At 63.5% G+C, this 21,516-nt stretch carries 24 protein-coding genes; 15 read left to right on the top strand and 9 right to left on the bottom strand.

What is annotated here, in order from left to right:
- Window positions 1-279: a DUF6582 domain-containing protein gene (locus VMF11_01385; GenBank protein ID HTU68947.1), complete on the bottom strand. Its 279-nt coding sequence runs from the start codon at window positions 277-279 to the stop codon at window positions 1-3.
- Between the two features lie 102 nt (window positions 280-381).
- On the opposite strand from VMF11_01385, the gene VMF11_01380 reads away from it, so the two are divergent.
- Window positions 382-2,754, top strand: a complete 2,373-nt coding sequence (locus VMF11_01380; GenBank protein ID HTU68946.1) for an MASE1 domain-containing protein — start codon at window positions 382-384, stop codon at window positions 2,752-2,754.
- Complete coding sequence (locus VMF11_01375) at window positions 2,751-3,206, top strand: GNAT family N-acetyltransferase (protein HTU68945.1); 456 nt, start codon at window positions 2,751-2,753, stop codon at window positions 3,204-3,206. Before VMF11_01380 ends, VMF11_01375 begins: the two co-directional genes overlap by 4 nt.
- Here the strand turns inward: VMF11_01375 and VMF11_01370 are convergent.
- Both VMF11_01370 and VMF11_01365 read right to left on the bottom strand, forming a co-directional pair.
- Complete coding sequence (locus tag VMF11_01370; GenBank protein HTU68944.1) at window positions 3,203-4,531, bottom strand: hypothetical protein; 1,329 nt, start codon at window positions 4,529-4,531, stop codon at window positions 3,203-3,205. The two genes, VMF11_01375 and VMF11_01370, sit on opposite strands and share 4 nt — an antisense overlap.
- Window positions 4,532-4,657: 126 nt before the next feature.
- Window positions 4,658-6,268, bottom strand: coding sequence for a hypothetical protein (locus VMF11_01365; protein ID HTU68943.1), 1,611 nt, complete (start codon window positions 6,266-6,268; stop codon window positions 4,658-4,660).
- A gap of 510 nt (window positions 6,269-6,778) precedes the next feature.
- Here VMF11_01365 and VMF11_01360 point away from each other — a divergent pair.
- Genes VMF11_01360 through VMF11_01340 form a run of 5 tightly spaced genes read left to right on the top strand, consistent with a single transcriptional unit; the run spans window position 6,779 to window position 9,418 of the window.
- Window positions 6,779-7,816 (top strand): hypothetical protein, encoded by a 1,038-nt coding sequence (locus VMF11_01360; protein ID HTU68942.1) that lies wholly within the window; start codon window positions 6,779-6,781, stop codon window positions 7,814-7,816.
- 47 nt (window positions 7,817-7,863) lie between these two features.
- Window positions 7,864-8,274, top strand: a complete 411-nt coding sequence (locus VMF11_01355) for a hypothetical protein (GenBank protein HTU68941.1) — start codon at window positions 7,864-7,866, stop codon at window positions 8,272-8,274.
- Entirely contained in the window at window positions 8,264-8,524 is a 261-nt protein-coding gene (locus VMF11_01350; protein ID HTU68940.1) for a DUF5985 family protein, read from the top strand. The genes VMF11_01355 and VMF11_01350 overlap by 11 nt, the downstream gene beginning before the upstream one ends.
- A gap of 1 nt (window position 8,525) precedes the next feature.
- Complete coding sequence (locus tag VMF11_01345; GenBank protein ID HTU68939.1) at window positions 8,526-8,777, top strand: DUF5985 family protein; 252 nt, start codon at window positions 8,526-8,528, stop codon at window positions 8,775-8,777.
- On the top strand, window positions 8,774-9,418 hold the full coding sequence (locus VMF11_01340) for a YoaK family protein (GenBank protein ID HTU68938.1): 645 nt from the start codon (window positions 8,774-8,776) through the stop codon (window positions 9,416-9,418). Before VMF11_01345 ends, VMF11_01340 begins: the two co-directional genes overlap by 4 nt.
- Here the strand turns inward: VMF11_01340 and VMF11_01335 are convergent.
- Complete coding sequence (locus tag VMF11_01335) at window positions 9,408-12,488, bottom strand: hypothetical protein (protein HTU68937.1); 3,081 nt, start codon at window positions 12,486-12,488, stop codon at window positions 9,408-9,410. The two genes, VMF11_01340 and VMF11_01335, sit on opposite strands and share 11 nt — an antisense overlap.
- Window positions 12,489-12,576: 88 nt before the next feature.
- Between VMF11_01335 and VMF11_01330 the strand changes: the two genes are divergently transcribed.
- From VMF11_01330 to VMF11_01300, 7 genes are all read left to right on the top strand, one after another.
- Complete coding sequence (locus VMF11_01330) at window positions 12,577-13,104, top strand: hypothetical protein (protein ID HTU68936.1); 528 nt, start codon at window positions 12,577-12,579, stop codon at window positions 13,102-13,104.
- Between the two features lie 78 nt (window positions 13,105-13,182).
- Window positions 13,183-14,235, top strand: coding sequence for a KUP/HAK/KT family potassium transporter (locus VMF11_01325; GenBank protein HTU68935.1), 1,053 nt, complete (start codon window positions 13,183-13,185; stop codon window positions 14,233-14,235).
- A 2-nt stretch (window positions 14,236-14,237) separates the two neighbouring features.
- A complete protein-coding gene (locus VMF11_01320; GenBank protein ID HTU68934.1) occupies window positions 14,238-15,044 on the top strand; it encodes a KUP/HAK/KT family potassium transporter in 807 nt (268 codons plus the stop codon).
- A 43-nt stretch (window positions 15,045-15,087) separates the two neighbouring features.
- Window positions 15,088-15,984: an XdhC family protein gene (locus tag VMF11_01315; protein ID HTU68933.1), complete on the top strand. Its 897-nt coding sequence runs from the start codon at window positions 15,088-15,090 to the stop codon at window positions 15,982-15,984.
- Complete coding sequence (locus VMF11_01310; GenBank protein ID HTU68932.1) at window positions 15,985-16,479, top strand: O-acetyl-ADP-ribose deacetylase; 495 nt, start codon at window positions 15,985-15,987, stop codon at window positions 16,477-16,479.
- Entirely contained in the window at window positions 16,466-17,128 is a 663-nt protein-coding gene (locus tag VMF11_01305; GenBank protein ID HTU68931.1) for a YoaK family protein, read from the top strand. The genes VMF11_01310 and VMF11_01305 overlap by 14 nt, the downstream gene beginning before the upstream one ends.
- 26 nt (window positions 17,129-17,154) lie before the next feature.
- The gene (locus VMF11_01300) at window positions 17,155-17,595 is read left to right on the top strand and encodes an OsmC family peroxiredoxin (protein HTU68930.1); all 441 of its coding nucleotides are present in this window, start codon (window positions 17,155-17,157) and stop codon (window positions 17,593-17,595) included.
- Here the strand turns inward: VMF11_01300 and VMF11_01295 are convergent.
- The 4 genes from VMF11_01295 to VMF11_01280 form a co-directional block, all read right to left on the bottom strand.
- Window positions 17,567-18,043, bottom strand: coding sequence for a hypothetical protein (locus VMF11_01295; GenBank protein ID HTU68929.1), 477 nt, complete (start codon window positions 18,041-18,043; stop codon window positions 17,567-17,569). The genes VMF11_01300 and VMF11_01295 overlap by 29 nt on opposite strands.
- An 80-nt stretch (window positions 18,044-18,123) precedes the next feature.
- The gene (locus VMF11_01290; GenBank protein HTU68928.1) at window positions 18,124-18,489 is read right to left on the bottom strand and encodes a response regulator; all 366 of its coding nucleotides are present in this window, start codon (window positions 18,487-18,489) and stop codon (window positions 18,124-18,126) included.
- 1 nt (window position 18,490) lies between these two features.
- Window positions 18,491-18,865, bottom strand: coding sequence for a response regulator (locus VMF11_01285; GenBank protein ID HTU68927.1), 375 nt, complete (start codon window positions 18,863-18,865; stop codon window positions 18,491-18,493).
- Between the two features lie 8 nt (window positions 18,866-18,873).
- A complete protein-coding gene (locus VMF11_01280) occupies window positions 18,874-20,007 on the bottom strand; it encodes an ATP-binding protein (protein HTU68926.1) in 1,134 nt (377 codons plus the stop codon).
- On the opposite strand from VMF11_01280, the gene VMF11_01275 reads away from it, so the two are divergent.
- Window positions 20,006-20,170, top strand: coding sequence for a hypothetical protein (locus VMF11_01275; GenBank protein ID HTU68925.1), 165 nt, complete (start codon window positions 20,006-20,008; stop codon window positions 20,168-20,170). The genes VMF11_01280 and VMF11_01275 overlap by 2 nt on opposite strands.
- Here VMF11_01275 and VMF11_01270 read toward each other — a convergent pair.
- Window positions 20,154-21,443 (bottom strand): divalent metal cation transporter, encoded by a 1,290-nt coding sequence (locus VMF11_01270; GenBank protein HTU68924.1) that lies wholly within the window; start codon window positions 21,441-21,443, stop codon window positions 20,154-20,156. The genes VMF11_01275 and VMF11_01270 overlap by 17 nt on opposite strands.
- Window positions 21,444-21,516: the final 73 nt, after the last annotated feature.

The following is a 21,516-nucleotide window of genomic DNA, read 5'->3' as shown; positions in this document are numbered from 1 at the left end:
TCAGTCGTCGGCGTTCCCGCGTACCCGTCCCATCAATCCATGCCAATCTCGCGCGCTGACCGTCACACCATAATAGGCAGCAGCTGCTTTGATGTTATCGAATGCCTGCGCGCGCTCACGATCGTCGACACCGTCGACTTCGTGAAAGCGGGTAATCGCGCTGCGCACGTGCGCCGCGTCGGTCAGCGGCTCTTTGCGCTCGCGCGGGAACGCGAACGTGTCGTTCGGCAGTGCGGAGCGTTTCGTACCGGGATCGGCCGGTCTCCAAGTCGTTTTCATGGTTGCTTCATCGCATACGTACATTGCCGCCCGGTTAAGGCCGTGTTAGGACGGCGCGGCATGGGGGTCTGACGCCGGGGAGGGCCGAAGGCACCTTCCTCAATGGCGCAGATCGAAGCTCGAGACAGTGCGGCTTTGCGCACGTCTTTCGACGCGCGCTCAGTTGCTACGTATCTCGCCTGGGTGCTCGCCGTTGCCGGGTTCTATCTTCTCTTCGGCAAACTCGGCCTTTCGCTCGCGTTCACGGTTCGACAGGTCACCGCCGTCTGGCCGCCCACCGGCATTGCGCTGGCGGCGCTGCTCCTAGGCGGCTACCGCATGTGGCCCGGCGTGTTCCTCGGCGCGTTCATCGCGAACGCACTCAGCTACGAGCCGCCGTACGCCGCGGCCGCGATCGCGCTCGGAAATACACTCGGGCCGCTCGCAGGCGCGTATCTTTTGCGGCGTTTCGATTTCGACCGCTCGTTCAAGCGCGTGCGCGACGTACTGGTCTTCGTCCTCTTGGGCTCGATCGTCGCGATGACGATCACGGCGACCAACGGCGCCGCTCAGCTCGCGCTGGCACACCTCATCCCGTGGTCTTCGTACGGGCCGGTCTGGGCGCTCTGGTGGATGGGCGATGCCGCCGGCGTCTTGCTCGTCGCACCGGTCATCTTGACGTGGAGTGACGCGCTCCGCGAAGGCATACGAGGCGAGGCCGGCGCGCTCGAGGTTGCGGTTATCGTCATCACCTCGTTCGTGTCGGTGGCCTTCGAGTTTCTCGGCCGGCCGCTGATGGCGTTTCCGTTGTATCCCTTCGTCGTGTGGGCAGCATTACGCGCCGGCGTGCGCGTGACGACGGCGCTGCTCGTACTCACCTCGAGCGTTGCGCTATGGGGAACGGCCCATCACCTGGGGCCCTTCACCGCGCTTTCGCTCGATGCGCGGATGACGGGCTTCGTCGTCTTTACGGCAGTGCTCTCGATCACCGCTCTGGTGCTCTGCGCGTTGACGTCGGAGCGGCGTTTCGCTTTTGCGCAAATGCAAGCCGCGGAACGGCGATTCCAAGTTCTCGCGGAAACGCTGCCTCAGATCGTATGGACGGCCGATGCTGCCGGACGGATCGATTGGTACAATCAGCGTTGGCATCAGTACACCGGGGAGGAAGTGCTCTCATCGGGATTGCCCGACTGGGAGAAATTGATCGCCGCCGGCAAGCCGTTCGAACGCGAACTGCTCCTGCGTCGTGCGGACGGCGTCTCGCGCTGGTTTCTCGTGCGGGCCGAGCCGATGCGCGACGATCGCGGAAGACTGGTCCGCTGGTACGGAACGCATACCGATATCGACGATCAGCGCCGTGCTCTCGAACGCTCGGCTCGAATCGCGACGACGTTGCAGTCCGCATTTCTTCCCGCGTCGCTCCCGCACCATCCTCGCATGCAGTTCGACGCGTTGTACCTCACCGCCAATCAAGAAGTCTTGATCGGCGGCGACTGGTATGACGCGTTCGCGCTTGCGGACGATCGTATCGTAATCTCGATCGGGGACGTTACCGGACACGGCCTCAATGCCGCCGTCTCGGCCGGCCGTATCCGGCAGAGCATCGTCGCAACCGCAATCGACGTTCCCGACCCGGCCGAGATCCTCTCCAAGGTCAATCGGCTTCTCCAATTCCACGATACCACGGTCGCCACCGCGCTGGTCGCGATCGTCGACCCGGGTTCGCTCACGCTGCGCTACGCCAGCGCGGGGCATCCGTCGCCGATCATTGCCGGGCCCGACACGCCGGCACACTCGCTGCCCCACGGTTCGCTTCCGCTGGGCGTTTCGCGCACGCCTGACTATCGAACGTACGGTGCGAGCCTCGAACGCGACGGATTGGTCGTCTTTTACACCGACGGCATCAGCGAATTCCAGCGCGATATCGCGAAAACCGAACGCGCGCTCTTCGATGCCATCGACGCCGTCGTCACGACGTCGGCGCAGCGCCCGGCCGACGCAATTCGACGCTCCGTACTCGGCGATGAAGAGCCGGGCGATGACGCGGTGTTGCTGGTTCTGCGCATCGCGCCGACCGACGAACTGAAGGTGGTGGCCGAAATCGCGCCGCGCGAGCGCTGGAGCTTCCATTCGAGTCACGCCTACTCCGCCCACAATGCCCGTCACGAAGTGATGAACTTCATCCGGCAATTTGCGGGCGGCAACCAAGACCTTTTCACCGCCGAGCTCATTCTCGGCGAGATTCTGGCAAACACGGTCGAGCACGCGCCCGGCTTGGTGAACGTCGACGTCGACTGGTCGAGCGACTCCCCGATCGTCACGGTCGTCGACACCGGACCCGGATTGGATCGGTTCGTCGCTCTGCTGCCCGACGACGAGCTCACCGAGGACGGGCGCGGACTCTACCTGGTCAAGACGCTGGCACGCGACGTGCGCGTCGAGTCCGATCGCGGCTACGGTACGAAGCTGACCGTGACGCTGCCGATAACGCGATGAATGACGTCTCCGCTTTTCTCGCGCTCAACCGCGAAAACGAAGAGCAGCTGTGGCCGCTCACCGAAGCGGAGATGCGCGCCTTACTGGATATCGCCTACCAGGCCGTGACCTCGGCTGACGGCGAGGCGATGCTGATCGCCTTCGATGAACGCGCGCCGTACGACAGTCCGAACCATCGCTGGTTCCGCGAACGATATCCGCGCTTTGTGTACGTCGATCGCGTGGCCGTCGCGACGCATGCGCGCGGTCGCGGTCTCGGCCGGGCGCTCTACGAAGCACTCATCGCAAAGGCGCGGGCCGACGGACACACGGTCCTCTGCGCCGAGGTCTACAGCGACCCGCCCAATCCCGGCTCGGACGCCTTTCACGCGGCGATGGGCTTTTCGGAAGTCGGACGCGCCTACGTCCCCGATCGCGGCAAGAGCGTCCGTTATCTCGTGCGCGCGCTCTAAGGCAGCGCCACGAATGCGCTGCGGCCGGCAAGAGTCGACGGCGGCGCAGCGCCGTTGAACGCAGCGGTACCCCCGTCGAGAATACCGGCGCCGTTGAGGACGAGCGTATGAGAATAGGAAAGCGTCAGCGCAGGCGTCGCGTGCGCCGAGGTGTCGTCGTTCACGACCATGGCGCACTGCCCGATGAGCGCTCCGGCGTAATAGCAGGCGCGATACTCGCGCACGTACACGTCGCCACTCTCGAGGGAGGCTACCGCGCCGGGCTGCGGGACGACCGGCTGCGTCGGGACGAGCTGACTCTCCGGCATCACGTGCAGACCCGAAGGCGTTGCATACATTTCACGCAAGATGCTATAGGTCGGATTGTACGTCATCAAGAAAGACGCGAGCGTGTAGAGACGCGATGGTATCGCGCTGCCGGCGCTACTATAGTCCATTGCCCAACACTCGAAGTATTTGCTCTCGTTGGTCACGAGGAGCGAGGTATCTTCCGTGCCGGTCCACACCCACGAGCCCTCCTCGGCCGGCGACGAATTCTCCACATAGCAGCTTTCCATATTCCCGCCGATAGTCGATGAATTCGTCAGCAGCCGGGTGGTGCTCGAGATCGGCTCCGCCGAGGTCATACGACTGAAGCCGTTCACGATTTGTGGAACGTTCAAGCCCGCGAGCATCGCGATCTCACCCGCGATCCAATCCGTATCCGAGTAGTTACACGGTGGCCCCGATGAAAAATATCCGGAGCTTGGGTCTTGACTAAGCGGATCGGCGTCGTCTTCGAAGATCGCATCGACGCTGTAACCGGCGGTTACCGATGCGACGTACGACTTGTATGCCGCGCGCAGCGCGCTCGAGGTAGGATTGGTGACGTATTGCGTTACGCCGTCGAAGAAATCGGTCACGGGCGCACCGCTGCACGTTTGCTCGTACTCGCTGCCGCTGAGCTGCGAGTAGAGCGGATCGTTCGATTGCACGCGATTTACGTCCATATACACCATCGTCTTGATGCCGGCCGCCGCGGTTGCGTTGGTGTTGGCTAGTCCCGTCTCAGCCCAGTTGAGGTATGGCGCCGCCTGGGCCGGTGTGACCGTGGTGCTGCCCCACGGTGTTCCGAGATAGTCCGCCGTGATGACGTGAGCTTGCGCAGTGCTGCTCGCGGTGCCTCCGGTGCTCGGCGCAGGCGTTGCCGTTGCTGCGCCGGTCGGAGCGCCGGTGCCACCGGTCGAAGCTGCCGGCAACAGCGGCGCCGAGCCGCCGCCGCCGCCGCATCCGGCAAGAAGCCCGGCGAGAACACAAACGATGAGAACACGTATGCCATCACGCATATTTGAAAAATCGACGTAATGGCGAAATTTTCTTAGAGCCGGCGAGGTAGGTCTCGCTTGCATGCAGCACGTAAGAAAACGCGGCGTGTCGAAGCACACCGCGTCTTCTCTCTCACGCGTTCGAGATTATCGCAGTGCTACGAACGCGCTTTCTGCTGCGATGCTCGACGGCGGCGCCGCACCGTCGAATCCGACGGTGCCTCCGTCGAGAACGCCGGCGCCGCTCAAGGTCAGCGTGTGCGCGTAGGTCAACGTAAGTGCCGGCGTCGCAAGCGCCGTAGTGCCGTTGTTCACGACCATCGCGCATTGGCCGACCAGCTTACCGGCGTAGTAGCAAGCTCGATACTCGCGAACATACACGTCCGACTTCTCGAGCGATGCCACGGTGCTCGGCTGTGCGACCACCGGTTCGGTCGGTACGAGCTGCGACTCCGGCATGACGTGCAAGCCCGATGCCGTGCCGTATTCTTCGCGAAGAATACTGTAGGCCGGATTATATGTCATCAGGAATGACGCGAGCACGTACAACCGCGATCGGACCGCGCTTGCCGCACTGGTGTAGTCCATGGCCCAACACATGAAGTCCTTATCTTCGTTGGTAACCAGGAGCGACGTGTTCTCCGTGGCGGTCCAGACCCAGCCGTCCTGCTCGGGCGAAGACGTGTCCGCGACGTAGCAACTCTCCATGTTTCCGCCGATCGTCGTCGAATTCGCGAGCAGCTGCGTCGTGTTCGTGATCGGATCGCTCGACGTCATGTGGCTGAAACCGTTCACGAACGTGTCATAGCCGTAGCTCGCGAACAGCTCCTCCTCTCCCGCGATCCACGTCGAGTCCGAATAATCGCAAGGCATTCCTACCGTGAAATAGGACGCCGCGTCCTGGCTGAGCGGATTGGCGTCGTCTTCGAAGATGGCGTCGACGGTGTGACCGGATAGCTCCGAGGCGATCACCGCGTCGGCAGCCGCTCGCATCCCGCTCGAAGACGGATTGGGAATGTACTGCGTCACGTCGTCGAAGTAGTCGCTGACGCGCGCCCCGCTGCACGTCTCCGCGTACTCACTGCCGCTGAGCTTCGCGTAGAGCGGATCGGTCGATTGGACGCGAAGCATATCCGCATACACCATCGTCTTGATGCCGGCGGCTGCGAACGAATTGGTGTTTGCAACCCCGGTTTCGGCCCAGGTGAGGTGCGGCGCCGCCTCGGCCGCGCTCACCGTCGTCGATCCCCACGGCGAGCCGAGGTAATCGGCGGTGATCACGTGTTCCTGCGAAATCGTGGAGCTTCCACTCGCGGGCGTCGACGTGCTCGCCGGCGCGGCGCCGCTACCCGTCACGGTCGTCGCGAGAATGCCGTCGGGGGTGCCGTTCCCCGCCACGGTGACCGCGCCGCCGACGGTAAGCGAACCGGAGAGCTTCGTCGCCGAGCTAACCATCACGGGAACGACTCCGTGGGCAGAGGTTTCAATCTCGATGCCGTATGTGGTGGCGCCCGAATACGTGCCGCTCATCGTCACCGCGCCGGGGTCGGTCGTAAACGTCGCGACGTAGATGGCGCTGATGCTTACCGAGGTCGAGCCGGTGCCGACCACCAGGGCATAGTGTCCGACCGTCGCGGTGCCGCCGTCGGTATTGGTCGTCGTCGACGAGGTCGTGGTTATCGGGAGATATCCGCTGCTCGACGTCCATAGCGTATAACCCCCGCTTCTAACGGAGGTGATCTCGCCCTGGAATCCCACGTCCGTGGAGCCGGGGAGGGAGGTGACGGTGGTTTCCGCGTCGGTCGTCGCGGTTCCGGCGGAGCCGGTTGGTTGTTGTATAGACGGTTGGCCGGGCGCCGAGGAGGGTAGCAACGACGACGAGTTCTGGCCGCTGCAAGCGGCGAGTAGTCCTGCGAGAACGCAGGCCCCGAAATAACGTGTCAAGTGATGCATATTTGGGGATATGCTCCTGTAGCGAGTGAACGTGTTTCGCAACAAGTCGTTCGAGCGCTACGAGGACGCTCTCAACGTCCTCGTCACCCAATACTGAATAGAGTTAGGGAGACAAATTGTTGCTGGAACGCTATCGGGTGCTCTGATCTAAGTAGGCAATCGAAGCGTTGAATGTGGGACGCGGCGAGCGATGACAATCGTGAATGCGCGTCGCGCCCCCGCCATGTTACTCGATGAACGCCGCTTGCGCAAGTTCTTCAAAGCGGCCATTACATTGCTTGTGTGCTTAGCAAAAAAAACGGGCACATTGATTCAATGAGCCTTCCGAAAGCACCGTCGCTGCAGCATGTCGAGCATCTCTGCGCCGAGCACGGGATCATCCAATTCTCCAAACCGAGCGGGGAACCGGACGTCGACTCGGGCTTCTGTCTCGACGACAACGTGCGCTTGCTCGTTCTCGCAGTTTCGATCCTCCGCGAAGACCCACTGCATTCGTTTGCGACGAACGCCGGCAATCGCGTGTTCGACTTCATCGCCGAGGCCTCGCGTGAGGCGCCCGTCTATCACAACATGATGGATCGCGATGGTAATTTCTACGACCGCTTCGCCTCGCCCGAGTCGATCGGACGACTGATCCGTGCGCTCGGCATCGTCTTGCGCGATTCGCCCGATCCGAGTTGGCGCGCGCGCGCAATGGTCGAGATGCAACGCGCGATGGTCGCTTTGCCCGCGCTCTCGTCCGAGCATGCGCGAGCGTTCGCGGCACTTGGCTTTGCAGCAGCGGTCGAAGCCGGACAGACGCAATATGCGGATTCCTTGCGCGCGCTCGCCGAGGCAATGCACTTCGAGTTCGAACGCAACTCGAGCAGCGATTGGCGTTGGCCGCTTCCCGCGATGGACTACGATAACGGACGCCTTCCTGAAGCACTCTTGCGCGCGGGGCAAGTCCTCGGCGAGGCCGCGCTCCTTAGCAGCGGAGAGAAGATGCTGGATTTCCTCGCCGGTGTCGTTCAGCCGCGTGAAATGTTCGAACCGATCGGCGCACCGGGCTGGTACGCGCGCGGCGGTGAACGACCGTACTACGCGCAGCAGCCGCTCGAAGCGCTGGCGATGATGGACGCGTGGCTTGCCGACGGCGACGTCACCCGGGCTCGCGTGGCGTACGAGTGGTTTCTCGGGCACAACCGCGACGAACTGATCGTCGCCGACCTTGCACGCGGCGGATGCCGCGACGGCATCGATGCTCCGGGGCGCCTCAACGCGTGTATGGGCGCGGAGAGCACGCTCGCATACGTGCAGGCGGCCTGGCGAATGCGCGAAATCGATCGCCAGAGTTTGTCGGTCTCGGCCTAGCGATCCCGGCTGTATCCGAGAAGTGACCGCGGTCTCCAGGACCGGCGGTGCGCCGCGTTCAAGGCTGCGGTATCCCGATGGAGTTCTCGCCGGCGCTGCTCGCGTTCATTCGCGACAACATCATCTCGGTGGAGCAGATCCGCGTTCTGCTCCTGCTCAGCGACGATCCGCAGCGTTCGTGGACCGCGCAAGAAATCAGCGCGACCCTCACCAGCACCCGCCGCTCGATCCTGCACCGTCTTTCTTTGCTGGTCGCCCGCGGTCTCGTAAAGCGTGAGCCGGACGAACGCTATCACTACGCGTCAGATCTCGAGCGAGACGCTCTCGTCGCCGAGCTCCGGCGCGAGCTGGCGACGCGGCCGGTGAGCGTCATCGGTGTGATCTTCTCGCAGCGAAACCGCGCTCTCGAGTCTTTCTCGGATGCATTCCTCTTGGGATCGGAGGACCATGATAGCTAGCATCATCTACATTCTTTGCACGATCACCAGCGGCGCTTGTATGGTCCTCTTGATTCGGGGCTACGTTCGCACGCGAACGCGGCTGCTGTTCTGGAGCGCGTTGTGCTTCGCGGGTTTGTGCTTGAATAACGCCGTCTTGTTCATCGACATCGTTCTCTTGCCGCAGGTCGATCTCTCCGTCTGGCGGCTCGTGCCTGCGATCCTTGGGCTTGCAGCGATGTGCTACGGATTGATCATGGAGGTCGAATAAGATGTACGACTTCCTCTCCGGCGCGGTCATGCTCGTGTGCCTTGTCATCGCTCTCTTCTTCCTGCGCTTTTACCGGCGCACGTCGGACCGGCTCTTCGCGTGGTTCGCCATCAGCTTTCTGATCTTGGGACTCGAACGGTTCGCGCTGATCCTCACCAGCGAGCCCGAAGCCAACTCGCCGTTCACCTATCTCGGCCGGCTCGTCGCCTTCGGACTGATCATCATCGCCGTAGTCGAACGAAACCGCCGGTGAATTCAGGCCGCGCGAGCGAACGCGCCGCATTCGAATTGGGAACCGCGCTCATCGCCGTCGCCGGCTGCGTCGACGCGATCGGATTTCTGCGCCTGAATCACCTCTTCGTCTCGTTCATGAGCGGCAACTCGACCCAGCTTGCGATCGCACTGGTTCGCGGTCAGCACGGTAAACCGGGTGAAGTGGCTTCCATCGTCGCGCTTTTCGTGATCGGCGGCGTCATCGGTTTTGCGCTGCTTCGCCTCGCCGGAGCGTGGGGACGATCCGCGGTGATCGCGCTCGATGCCGCGCTTCTCGCTACCGCCGCAGCGCTCGATCGCGGGAATTTTGCGAGCATCATCCCGGTCGTGCTGGCGATGGGCGTGCAGAACGCCGCGATTCGAAGAGTCGGCGAGACTCAGACGAATCTCACCTACGTTACCGGAACGCTCGTGCTCATGAGTCAGAAGATCGTCGACGCGTTCTCGGGTCCGCGCACCGCATGGCTACCCTACGCGATCATGTGGTTCAGCATGATCGTGGGCGCGGCACTCGGCGCGATGCTCTACGGCACGTTCGGTCTGCGCGCGCTCTTCTTGCCGGCCGCCGCGGCCGCGGTGCTCGCAATCTTGGCTTGGACCGAAGCACGAGCTACCGCATGAGCGCCTGCAGCCGGGCAACCGCGGCGTCGGCTTGGACGCGCAGCTCCTCGTAGGTCGACTGTTCGGCCGGCGTCGGCGCTTGATACGCGAGGTCGAGTTCGTTCATCAGAAATGCCAGGTAATCGCGCAGCTTGGTTTCGTTGAGGAGATCGCCTTCGTCCGAGTGCACTTTGAATTGCGCCAGGTTCGCGACGATCGCGTCGATCTGCGCGACCTTCGCCGCCGGGAGATGGGCCCGCGCGGCCATGGCCGCGTTGATCGTGCGGTCCATCGTATCGAGCGTGTCGCTGATCTGCGTCGCGAGCGCCAGTCGCGCAGCCAGCTCATCGGAACCCGGATGCAAGCGCGGATCTAACTTCACCTCGAAGGTTTGCCGCGAGGTCTTGCCGCCGTAGTTCAAAACCACGGTATAGGTTCCGGGAAGGACGGTCGGCCCGAATAGCTCGTCGCTGAAGTCGTCGGTCGACTCGAGAACGAGATCGTTGATCTCGGTCGCGCCGGGATAGCGAAGATCCCACTGAAACGCGTTCATTCCCGGCTCGATCGCGGTGAGATTGCGCATCGCATAGGCGCGCTGCGCAACCTCGGGTTCGAGCGCAAGCGTGTAGTCCGGAATCTTCTTCGCTTTTGGATTCTTCAGATGCAACGTGTAGCTGCGCACCGTCTTACCGTTCGAATCCAGGAACGTCAGTGTGACCGGCGTGCGGCCCTTGTACCCCTTCGGAACGTAGAAGTACACCGTCGCGCCGTAGTCGGGATTCGATCCGACGCCCGGCGGAGCAAAGCCGCCGTTCCCGTAGGCGTGCGAGAGCCACGCCGTCTCGGGCGCGAAGAGCGACTGGTTCGCGTCGGTCGCGAGCTGCTCGAGCAGCGCGAGGTTGTCCAAAATCCAGAACGAGCGCCCGTGCGTCGCAACCACGACCTGACCCTGGCGCGCATCGATCGCAATATCGCGCACTTGCACGCCCGGTAGGTTCAGCGTGAGCGGTTGCCAGCGCGCGCCGCCGTTCAGACTAACGTAGACGGTGCTGCGCGTTCCGGCGAAGAGCACACGCGGATCGCGCGGATCTTCGCGCACCGCGAAGACGTATTGATCCGAGGGCAGACCGGCCGTCATCGCGGCCCAGTGCGCGCCGTAATCGGTCGTCTTATAGATGTAGGGATGGAAGTCGTCCCACATGTAGCGCGAGGCGGTGACGATCGCCGTGCCCTTGTCGGTGTGCGAGGGTTCGATGCTGCTGATCTGCGCCCACTGCGGCAAGGCCGGCGGCGTCACCAGTTTCCAGTTCGCGCCGCCGTCGGTGGTCACGTGCACGAGCCCGTCGGCCGAGCCGGCCCAAATGACGTCCCCGTCCAGCGGCGAGATCGCGAGCGAGGCGACGTCGGGAAATGTCTCCGCGCCGCTCATGTCGTTGTTGATCGGCCCTCCGCTCGGCCCTTCGGTGCGCTTGTCGTTACGGGTGAGGTCGGGACTGATCGCGGTCCAGGTCTGCCCGAAGTCGTCGCTCTTGAAGATGACTTGACTGGCGACGAAGAGTTCGTCGGGCTTGGCGGGCGAGAACAGAATCGGATGCGTCCACCCGAAACGGTACTTCGTTTGCTCGGAAGGCGCGCCGCTCATGTATTTGGGCCACGGGCTCACGTTCTTTTCTTCACCGGTGGCCGTGTCCAAGCGGGCCATCGAACTGTAGTACCCGCTGCCGTAGGTGATGTTCGGATCGCGCGGATCGACGGCGATGTACGTGCTCTCGCCGAGCGCGACCGAATGAACGGCGTTCATGCCGAGCCCCTCGTTCGATGCGCTGGGAAGTTCGAACGCGCCCTCATCTTGTTGCGCGCCGTAGACGTGGTAGGGGAACTGATCGTCGAGTGCGACGTGATAGAACTGTCCGGTCGGCTGATTCCAGAGCGTGCTCCAGGTCTTGCCGCCGTCGGTTGAAACGGTCGCACCGCCGTCGTCGCCCTCGAGCAGAATCTTCGGATTGTGAGGATTGATCCAAATGATGTGACAGTCGCCGTGCGGCGGCGAGATCGGTTTCCAGCTGACGCCGCCGTCGGTGGTCTTCCACTCACCGTCGACCTCGGGAGCATACGCTACCTTCGCATTGGTGGGATCGACGTAGATCGCCATATAATAGAAGGCGCGCTGACGCAGCTTCCACTCGGCGTTGACGCGCTTCCACGTCGCGCCCGCGTTATCCGAACGATAGACGCCGCCGTGATCGGCTTGCACCATCACGTACACGACGTTCGGATTGCTCGGTGCGACGGCGACGCCCATCTTGCCCAGGATCCCTCTCGCAAAACCCGGATTGGTCGAAATCTTGCTCCAGTGCGCGCCGCCGTCGCGCGTTTTGTAGAGGCCGCTGCCCGGGCCGCCGCTGGTGAGGTTCCACGGCGAGCGTTGCGCCTGCCACATCGTCGCGTAGAGCACGCTCGAGTTGCGGGGGTCCATCACGATGTTGTTCGCACCCGTCGCATTGTCGACGTAGAGAATTTTTTTCCACGTTTTTCCGCCGTTGGTCGTCTTGAAGACGCCGCGTTCGGAGTTGGGTGCGAAAACGTGCCCCATCGAGGTTGCGTAGACGACGTTCGGGTTGTGCGGATCGATGACCAGCGAACTGGTCATGTGCGTCTGGCTCAGCCCCGCGTAATGCCAGGTCTTACCGGCGTCGGTCGTCTTGTAGATGCCGTCACCGGTGTCGAAGTCGCCGCGAATGTCGCTCTCACCGGTTCCGGCGTAGATGATCTTCGGATTTGACGGTGCCACGGCAATGGCACCAATGCTCGTCGCGATTCCGGGGATCTTCCCGTCGGTGATGTTCTCCCAGCTCAACCCGTAGTCGGTGCTGCGCCAGACGCCGCCCTGAACGCCGCCCATGTAGAAGAGATCGGGGTCGCTGGGGACGCCCGCGACCGCGACCACGCGCCCGCCGATGTATGGGCCGATGCTGCGCCACGCCAGCTTGCTCATCAATTGCTGCGTGGAGGGCGCGGCGGTTGCTGCATGCACGGCAAGCGGCCCGCCGATAAAAAGAACGCCAAGAACGGCGACGAGAATGCGCTTCATACACGACGTTATCAGCCGAGCGCTATCCGATTCCTTCAACCGAGCGCTTCGTACATTTAGCAACAGAGCGCGTGGGTACATTACGAACATGAAAATGCTCGCCACGATGTTTGCCTCCGCGTTGTTGCTCGCCCTCGTCCCTGCCGGTTCGAACCTGAACCTCGGATCGACGCTGATCGCCACCGGGGGCGGCGCCGGAAGCTATTCGACCATCCGCGCCTTCGACCGCATGGTCGGCCCGGACACTGTGCTCACCAACGAAAATAAAATCGCGGCACAATACGGTCAAACCAACGTCAACCAGTTCATTCGCATGTTCGATTACGCGATCTCCGACGCGTGGAAAGTCGCCGGCGAAGACAACGTTTCGATGCCCCCGCCCGGCCAACTCAGCGGACAGGCTCTCGCGACCGCGCTCGTCCAAGCCGGTATGCAGCAAGGCGGAACGTTCGATATCGATCATTTGTTCAGCCAGCTCTTCGGCGCGAAGGTCGCTTCGCAAGTGATGACGGATCTGAACGTGCGTTTCGGAGCCGGATCGTCGGGGAACTTTGCGCGTATGGCCGATCAATTCTTCACCAACATCGGACAGACGGTCGGCGTCAACGTCGAATAACGCGCGAATGACGCGCGAACTAGATAAGGGCGTTTAACCAACGCGAGGAGCGTTCAGGGGCCCGGCGAATGCGGCGGCATGCGACGCCTGCAAATACCCGGGCCCATGGCGCTTGCCGCGCTTGGCGTCGTCTTCGGTGATATCGGCACGAGCCCGCTCTATACGCTTGGCACGTGCTTCACGTCGGCAAATGCCCCGCCAACCTTCGAAAACACCCTCGGCATTATCTCGCTGATCGCCTGGGCGCTGATCGTCGTCGTCTGCATCAAATACGTGGGCGTTCTGATGCGATTCGACCACGAGGGCGAAGGTGGAATTCTCGCCCTGCTCGCGTTCGCCTCGCCGCCCAAACTGATCGGGAAGCTGCACGGCGCGCGCTGGCTGATTCCGGTCGTGGTCATCGGCGCTGCGATGCTGATCGGCGACGGCATGATCACGCCGGCGATATCGGTGATCTCGGCAGTCGAAGGTTTGGGGGTCGCGACCAGCGCGGCGCAGCCGTTTATCGTCCCGATCTCCGGCGCGGTGCTGCTCGCGCTCTTCCTGATCCAATCGCGTGGAACGCAGAACGTCGGTTCGTTCTTCGGGCCGGTGATGCTGGCGTGGTTCGCCGCGATCGCGATCGCCGGTGCGCGAGCAATCCTGCAACACCCGGCGATCGTTGCTGCGATCGATCCGCGGCACGCACTCTGGTTCGTGTTTCATCATGGGGCCGGCGGCTTCTTGGTCTTCGGCGGCGTCATCTTGTGCCTCACCGGCGCCGAGGCGCTTTTTGCCGATCTTTCACATTTCGGACGAATCCCCATCACCTTGGCGTGGTACGGCATCGTCTTTCCGTCGCTGCTGCTCAACTATTTCGGTCAGGGCGCGAACCTCTTGGGCAATCCAACAGCGCTCACGTCCGCGTTCTATGCGCTGACCGGCGGCTGGATGCTGATGCCGATGGTCGTGCTGGCGACGGCGGCGACCGTTATCGCCTCGCAAGCACTGATCTCCGGCGCGTTCACCCTTTGCGAGCAAGCCATCGCGATGAATTTGAGTCCCCGCATGCGTGTGGTCCACACCTCGCAAGCGCAGCGCGGGCAAGTCTACATCCCGTTCGTCAATGCGCTGCTCTGCGTCGTTGTCTGATCTTGGTCTTCACGTTTCGCAGCAGTGCGCGCCTGGCATCGGCGTATGGACTCGCCGTTGCGTGCACGATGCTCGCGACGACGATCGCGTTCTACGTGGTTGGGACGCACGTCTTCAAGTGGAAGAAACGCGCGGTGCTGCCGGCGATCGGCCTCTTCTTCGTGGTCGACCTGCTCTTCGTTGCCTCCGGCTTGCCAAAATTCATCGACGGCGCGTGGGTCCCGCTGGCGATCAGCGCGGTGATCGCGACGATCTCCCTCACCTGGCTGCACGGGCGCCGTTCGTTGGCGCGCGCGCTGGCCATGGATCAAGAGCCGGTCGCCGAGTATTCGACGCAGCGCAAACCGGTGCCGAATCCGACCGGGCGCAGCGTGCTGCTCACCAGCGATCCCTCCGGCATCCCGTTCGTGCGGCGTCATCTCTGGATGCCCGCGTTCCTCGAGGACAAGATCGTCATACTGCTCAACGTTCTGCCCGCTTCGCGACCCTACGTCGAGCAAGTGCGGCGTGTCGCGATCGAACAGCTCGGCCCCGCGCTCTTCCTGGTGAAGGCGAGTTTCGGGTACATGGAGACGCCGCAGTTGACGTACATCTTGCGGGCCTGCGACAAACTCGACTTCAACATGAACGACGAGCACACGACCTTCTTTTACGCCGTGCCCGCCATCGTCGGACTCGAGAAGGGCGGCATGCACCGCGGAGGGCGCGCGCTCTTCAGCTGGCTCTCGCGCGCGTCGCGTTCGCTCGTCGACGATCTGGAGCCGCCGCCGGATCGCCGCGTCGGCTTGGGCGTCGAAGTCCGGATGTAGCGCAATCGCCGGGGGATTTGCGTCCGGAATCGAAGTCGGCCCGATGCGCGATGTGTTCGCTACCGCCGCTGCCTGGCTCGAAGAGGGGCGCCGTTTCGCGCTTGCGACGCTCTGCGAACTCCGCGCAGCCAAGCCGGCACCCCTCGGAACGACGGTCGCGGTCGACGGGGACGGGCGGATCGCCGGAAACATCGGCGCCGGCTGTTACGAGAGCGAAATCATCGAAGCCGCGCAGGCGACGCTCGCCGACGGCGCGCTGCGTACGCTCGAGATCAACCTCGACACCGACGACGAACTCGCGGGCGGCACGGCGTGCGGTGCGGTGATGCGTCTGCTGGTCTGGCGCCCGGGAATTGAGTTTCTCGACGACGCGTTCGCGATCGGTGAGGGCGAGCGCGCGGTGAGGGTGCAGATCGGCGGATTCGAACACGTCTTTCCCGCGAAACAAACCTTGATCGTCGTGGGCGCGACCGCGCTCGCGGCCGATCTCGCCGCGATCGGGCGGCGGATGGACCTCAAAATCGTCGTCGTCGATCCCCGCCACGCGTTCGCGACCTACGAGCGCCTTCCCGACGCGAACGCGATCGTACGCGAGTGGCCCGACGAATATCTCCCGCATGTGCTCTCCGGCGATACCGCACTGATCGTGCTCTCGCACGATCCGAAATTCGATCTGCCGGCGCTGCGCTGTGCGCTGCGTTCGCCCGCCCCGTACATCGGACTCTTGGGCAGCCGGCGGGCACAGGCCGCGCGCCGCAGCGCGCTGCGCGCCGAAGGATTTGACGAGCGCGCGCTCGATCGTATTCACGGTCCGGTCGGGCTCGATATCGGCGGTACGACGACGGCCGAAACCGCGATCTCGATTCTGGCCGAGATCGTCGCGACGCGCAGCGGCCGTCCGGGTCGTCCATTGCTCGCGGAAAGCGGCGCAATACATTAGATGCTGCGCGTCGTTACCGCCGACATCACGACGCTCGAGGTCGATGCGATCGTCAACGCGGCCAATGAAGCGCTCGCGCGTGGCGGCGGCGTCTGCGGCGCAATCTTTCGCGCCGCCGGACCGCAACTCGATGCGGCCTGCCGGGCGCTCGCGCCGTGCCCGACGGGAGAGGCGCGCGTAACCCCCGGATTTCGTGCGAAGGCACGCTGGATCGTGCACGCGGTCGGCCCGGTGTGGCACGGCGGAACGGCAAACGAACCCGAACTGCTCGCATCCGCCTATCGCTCCGCCTTGAACGCCGCGGCAAAGGCCGGTGCGCGTTCGATCGCGTTTCCGGCAATCTCGACCGGAATCTACGGCTATCCGCGCGACCGCGCGGCCGATGTCGCGATCGCGGCGGTCAAGGAGTGGTCGTCAGCGAACGCACAGCCCGAAGAGGTGATCTTTTGCGCGTTCAACGACGACGACGCCGCGCTCTACGATGAGCGAATATAGACTACTCCCGCTGCTCTTCGGGCTCACGCTCGTCTCGGGGCTGATCGACGCGGTCAGCTTCCTCAAACTCGGGCACGTGTTCGTGGCGAACATGACCGGCAACGTCGTGCTCTTGGGCTTTGCGATCGGTGGGGCGAAGGACATCTCGATCGCCGGATCGCTCGTCGCCATCGCCGCGTTCATGTGCGGCGCGCTCGTCGGAGGCCGTTTGAGCCGCCGCGTCGGCGAGAGCGGCGCGCATCTGCTCTCCGTTACCACCGTCGTCAAAATCGTCTTGATGCTCGCCGCCGCGCTGTCGGCCTCGCTCTTCGCGATCGCCGGCCCCAGCGGTTACGCCATCACCGCGATCCTCGCGATCTCGATGGGATTGCAAAATGCCGCGGTCCGCAGTTTGAAGGTTCCCGACATGACCACGACCGTGGTCACGACGACGATCACCGGCATCGCCGCCGATTCGACGCTTGCCGGCGGAACGAACACGCGCGTGCGGCGCCGCGTCGCATCGGTACTGATCATGTTCGCCGGTGCACTGATCGGCGCGCTCCTGGTCTTCCGCTTTGGCGTCGCGACGGCGCTGACCGCCGCGGCGCTCACGCTGGCAATTCTTTCGGCTTGGGCCTGGCGGCTGCGTGCGGCGCCGCAACCCTGACCCGAACATCCGGTGTCCGACCGGATATGGCACAAGATCAAATCGCACGCACCGCGACCGTGAAATGGACCGGCGACGTTGCAAAGGGACATGGCGATATCACGACCGCGAGCGGCAAAGTCTCGGCATCGTACTCGTTTGGAACGCGCTTCTCGGGCGATCCGGGCACCAATCCGGAAGAGCTGCTTGCCGCTTCGCACGCTGCCTGTTTTACGATGGCAACCAGCGCGGTGCTCACCCGCGCCGGCCATCCGCCCACCTCGCTCGAGACGACGGCAACCGTTCATCTCGAACGCGAGGGCGAGGGCTGGAAGGTTCCGCAAATCGAGCTCGCGATCAGCGGCCTCGTTCCCGGAATTTCAGCCGCGGAGTTCGAGAATTACGCCAAAACGGCCGAAGCCTCGTGCCCGATCAGCAAGGCGCTGCGCGCGGTCCCGATCACTCTCCGTTCGGCGCTCGCTTCGTAAATTTGGCACGCGATTCGATCTCGCGCTTGATGTCGCGCAGGAATTCGTGTGCGGTCGCCTGCGCGATGCGTAAGCCGATGGCCTCGTCGAAGACCTGACCGGCTGCTCCCAGCGGCGGCGCGTAATGACCGCGCAGCTCGATGACGCTGCTCGCGGGATCCTCGCCGCCCCACGCGACCAGCGTGCCCTCGAACTGCGGGAAGACGACGGTCCCCTCGGGCTGCCAGGTGATGCGCACCAGGTCGTTGAGGCCCTCGTCGTCGCGGCCGGCCCGTGCCGTAACCCGGACCTCGCGCTCGATCGCGACATGCGAGCCGTCCAGCACGACGCGAAGGCGCATACGGGTGACCCCGTTCGCGTCTTGCCGGACGTCGAAGAACGCCATCAGGCCGGCCTCGGTAAGCTCGACCGGAGCGGCGACGTCGATTCGTTCGCGGAGTTCCTTCATGATCTCGTGCGCCTCATGTAGGACGCACCGTAGCAAGCCCAGGTGAACTATCCGGGAAGCAGGCGTTCTCAGGTCTTTCCTTATTTCAAAAGTGCTTCGATCTCGGCGAGCAGGCGCCGAGGGTCGGCGGGCTTGGGGAGAGCGCCGGCGATATCGTAGATCGCCATGAAGTCCCGCAGGGCGGCATCGACTTCGGTGGCGGTGTAGAGCGCCACCCGCGTGCCTCGCGTACGCTCGTCGGCCCGCAGCGAGCGAATGAACTCGGGACCGCTCATCGCCGGCATCGCGAGATCGATCATCACCAGATCCGGGCGGCACGCGATCGCCATCTCGAATCCCTGCGCGCCGTCGGCCGCCGCGATCGCACTGTGACCGGCGTGCGCCAGCAGCGTCGTGACCAGCAGCCGGGCATTCGGATCGTCATCGACGACCAACACGCTGGCCATTTTAGCGACCCTCGCGATGCAGAAGCGCCTCGACTTGCGCGACGAACGTGCGCGGTTCGATCGGTTTGGCGATATAGCCGTCGAACCCGACGCCGGCGATGCGCTCGCGGTCGCCCGGCATCGCGAGCGCGGTCACCGCGATCAGAGGAATCGCCGCACACCGCTCGTCGGCCTTGAGCTGCCGGGCCAGCTCGTAGCCGTCGATCCCGGGCATGAGCACGTCGGTCAGCACCAGGTCGAACTGCCCGCCGCGGACGGCTTCCAAACCCGCCTCGCCGTCCGATCGTCCCTCGGCCGCATGGCCGAACGCGCGCAGCAAGTACAGCATCAGATCGAGATTGACCGCGTTGTCGTCGATCACGAGAATCCGCGCCATGGCCCGCACTATCGGGGCAACGTAAACGTAAAGGTACTGCCTTTGCCGTACTCGCTGGTCACGGTCAATTCGCCGCCGAGCATGCTCGAAAGATTTCGGCATAGATAGAGCCCAAGCCCCGTTCCCTGGTGCCGGCGCGTATTCGAGGGATCCAATTGTTTGAACGCCTGGAAGAGGCGCTCCCGATCCTCGGGTTTGATTCCGATTCCGGTGTCGCTCACGCTAAAGGCAATTGCGGACCGGCCGTTCGCGTTGGAACTCCACACGTCGATACGCACCCCGCCGGCTTCGGTGTACTTGAGCGCATTGTTCGCCAAGTTCAGCAGAATTTGCCGGAGTGCGCGCCGGTCGGTCACGATCGGCTCGCCCGCGTCGGCAATCTGCGTCGTAAATTCCAATTCCTTCTCGAGCGCGAGCGCGGCGAGCGTGGACGCTACATCGTCGACGACCTCCCTCACCACGATCGGCTCGAAATGCAGTTCGATCTTTCCCGATTCGATCCGCGCCAAGTCGAGGATGTCGTTGATCAGCGAGAGCAGATGCTGCGCGCTCGATTGCACGATTTCGAGCTGGCGCTCCTGTTCCGGATTCAGCGGTCCCGGGAGCTGCATGAGGAGCGTTCCGGTGAAACCGATGATCGCGTTCAGCGGCGTCCGCAACTCATGACTCATCGAAGCGAGAAATTGGTCCTTGGCGCGGCCGGCCGTTTCGAGTTCGGTGTTGAGTTCTTGCAGCCGGCGTTCGAACGCCTTGCGTTCGCTCGAGTCGCGAATCGACGCGGAGACGAAGGTGCCGTCGCTCGTGTTGACCGGACTCAGACTGATCTCGACCGGAAACTCGCTGCCGTTTTTACGCAGTCCGTTCAGCTCGAGGCCGACGCCCATCGGACGAACGTGCGGATCGTGATAGTATCCCTTGCGCTCGCCGACGTGCCGCGTGCGATAACGCGCCGGGATCAGCATCTCGATCGGCTGGCCGATCAATTCCTCGCGGTAGTAGCCGAAGAGCCGTTCGGCCTGCGCGTTCAGCAGGCGAATGCGGCCGTCGGCGTCGACGATCAGCGTCGCGTCGGGCGCGTACTCGAGCAGCGGAAAACGGCTTCCCGCCAGGTCCTCGAGCGAAAACGCCGGAGTATCGGACATGCAGGACAAGAATATCCGGCACGATCTCGGCAACCTCCTCGGCATCGCGCTGGCGAACGTCGAGGGGATGATCGACGGCATCGTTCCGGCGACGCCCGAGCGCCTGGAGGCGATCGCCGAGTCACTTCGCCGCGCTCGCGATCTCCTCAAGAGGTCGAGATGAAGGGAGAGGCAAACGTGCCGAGCGCGCTCAGGAGCAACAACCCGAACGCGAGCCACAACCAGACCAGCGCGGTCCGTGATATGACCCATTTCCCGAGTACGCGGTGATCGCGCGCGATGCGAATGATCGCGTACAGCAGCGGTACCGCGGCGATCCCGTTGAGGACCGCGCACCAAAACAGCGCTTTGATCGGATCGAGATGAAAGAGACCCATCGTCGCTCCGGCCGCGACGCCCAGGACGATGATCGTGTAAAAGCCCCGCGCCCGGTTCGGCTTCAGATCCAACCCTTCGCGCCACCCCCACAACTCGGCGAACATATAGCCGGATGAGCCGGCCAGAACCGGAACCGCCAGCAGTCCGGTTCCCACGATCCCGATCGTAAAGAGCGTAAAGGCAAAATTGCCGGCCAGCGGGCGCAGCGCCTCGGCCGCATCTTGCGCGGTTGCGATGTTCGCGGAGCCGTGCGCGCCGAGCGTCGATGCGCAGGTGACGATGATGAAGAACATCACCAGATTCGAATAGATCGCGCCCGTGTTCGCGTCGGCATGCGCATCCGCGACGCGCCGCGGTGTGGGATCGGAATCCTGATTCGCCGTGCGCCGGGCCTGGCGCTCTTCTGCCGTCATCGACGTTTGCCAGAAAAAAAGGTACGGCGTAATGGTCGTGCCGAGCGCGGCCGTGAGCGTGGTGAGCCAGCCGGCGTTCCAGCGAACGTGCGGAACGATGAGGTTGAGCAACACGACCGGCCAATTGGCGTGCACGACGAACGCCGTGATGATATAGGCGAAGAGCACAATGCACAGCCAACGCATGATGTCGGCAAACGCGCGATACGTGAAAAAGACCTCGACGACGACGATGACCGCGGCAAAAAAGACGAGCCACACTTCCATCGGAACCGGCGCGAGCAGATGCGCCGAGACCGCCATCGCGTTCAAGTCGGCGCCGACGTTGAACGTGTTCGCCACGCCGACGAGGAGCGCGAGCGCGATCGCGAAGACCCGCGGCATACTGCGCACCAGCGACCACATCAATCCCGCACCGGTGACGAGCCCGATGCGAGCGCAGGTTCCGTCGATCACCGCCATCATCGGCGTGGTAACGAGCGCGGCCCAGAGCATCGAGAGGCCGGTCGACGCGCCGGTGATGGAATAGGTCGCGATTCCCGACGGATCGTCGTCCGCCGCACCCGTAATTAAGCCGGGTCCGAGCGATTTCGCCCAGCGCGCTACCCGGCGCGGAAGGCCGTCGAGATCCGTCGCGATGCTCATTCCGTAGTTCTTCCCTCGCGCTTCCCATCGGCTCGCCATGATAGCCGCATGGCACGATTATACCAGCGCCGCT

Source organism: Candidatus Baltobacteraceae bacterium, from assembly GCA_035502855.1.
GTDB lineage: Bacteria > Vulcanimicrobiota > Vulcanimicrobiia > Vulcanimicrobiales > Vulcanimicrobiaceae > Aquilonibacter.
The sequence above is the reverse complement of the archived record's forward strand: the minus strand, read 5'-3'. Positions and strand labels throughout refer to the sequence as shown.

What these genes read in the sequence shown, in the direction of transcription:
- VMF11_01385 (HTU68947.1), bottom strand. Translation starts at nt 279, where the DNA reads ATGAAAACGACTTGGAGACCGGCCGATCCCGGTACGAAACGCTCCGCA.
- VMF11_01380 (HTU68946.1), top strand. Translation starts at nt 382, where the DNA reads ATGGCGCAGATCGAAGCTCGAGACAGTGCGGCTTTGCGCACGTCTTTC.
- VMF11_01375 (HTU68945.1), top strand. Translation starts at nt 2,751, where the DNA reads ATGAATGACGTCTCCGCTTTTCTCGCGCTCAACCGCGAAAACGAAGAG.
- VMF11_01370 (HTU68944.1), bottom strand. Translation starts at nt 4,531, where the DNA reads ATGCGTGATGGCATACGTGTTCTCATCGTTTGTGTTCTCGCCGGGCTT.
- VMF11_01360 (HTU68942.1), top strand. Translation starts at nt 6,779, where the DNA reads ATGAGCCTTCCGAAAGCACCGTCGCTGCAGCATGTCGAGCATCTCTGC.
- VMF11_01350 (HTU68940.1), top strand. Translation starts at nt 8,264, where the DNA reads ATGATAGCTAGCATCATCTACATTCTTTGCACGATCACCAGCGGCGCT.
- VMF11_01345 (HTU68939.1), top strand. Translation starts at nt 8,526, where the DNA reads ATGTACGACTTCCTCTCCGGCGCGGTCATGCTCGTGTGCCTTGTCATC.
- VMF11_01335 (HTU68937.1), bottom strand. Translation starts at nt 12,488, where the DNA reads ATGAAGCGCATTCTCGTCGCCGTTCTTGGCGTTCTTTTTATCGGCGGG.
- VMF11_01330 (HTU68936.1), top strand. Translation starts at nt 12,577, where the DNA reads ATGAAAATGCTCGCCACGATGTTTGCCTCCGCGTTGTTGCTCGCCCTC.
- VMF11_01325 (HTU68935.1), top strand. Translation starts at nt 13,183, where the DNA reads ATGCGACGCCTGCAAATACCCGGGCCCATGGCGCTTGCCGCGCTTGGC.
- VMF11_01315 (HTU68933.1), top strand. Translation starts at nt 15,088, where the DNA reads ATGCGCGATGTGTTCGCTACCGCCGCTGCCTGGCTCGAAGAGGGGCGC.
- VMF11_01310 (HTU68932.1), top strand. Translation starts at nt 15,985, where the DNA reads ATGCTGCGCGTCGTTACCGCCGACATCACGACGCTCGAGGTCGATGCG.
- VMF11_01305 (HTU68931.1), top strand. Translation starts at nt 16,466, where the DNA reads ATGAGCGAATATAGACTACTCCCGCTGCTCTTCGGGCTCACGCTCGTC.
- VMF11_01300 (HTU68930.1), top strand. Translation starts at nt 17,155, where the DNA reads ATGGCACAAGATCAAATCGCACGCACCGCGACCGTGAAATGGACCGGC.
- VMF11_01295 (HTU68929.1), bottom strand. Translation starts at nt 18,043, where the DNA reads ATGAAGGAACTCCGCGAACGAATCGACGTCGCCGCTCCGGTCGAGCTT.
- VMF11_01290 (HTU68928.1), bottom strand. Translation starts at nt 18,489, where the DNA reads ATGGCCAGCGTGTTGGTCGTCGATGACGATCCGAATGCCCGGCTGCTG.
- VMF11_01285 (HTU68927.1), bottom strand. Translation starts at nt 18,865, where the DNA reads ATGGCGCGGATTCTCGTGATCGACGACAACGCGGTCAATCTCGATCTG.
- VMF11_01275 (HTU68925.1), top strand. Translation starts at nt 20,006, where the DNA reads ATGCAGGACAAGAATATCCGGCACGATCTCGGCAACCTCCTCGGCATC.
- VMF11_01280 (HTU68926.1), bottom strand. Translation starts at nt 20,007, where the DNA reads ATGTCCGATACTCCGGCGTTTTCGCTCGAGGACCTGGCGGGAAGCCGT.
- VMF11_01270 (HTU68924.1), bottom strand. Translation starts at nt 21,443, where the DNA reads ATGAGCATCGCGACGGATCTCGACGGCCTTCCGCGCCGGGTAGCGCGC.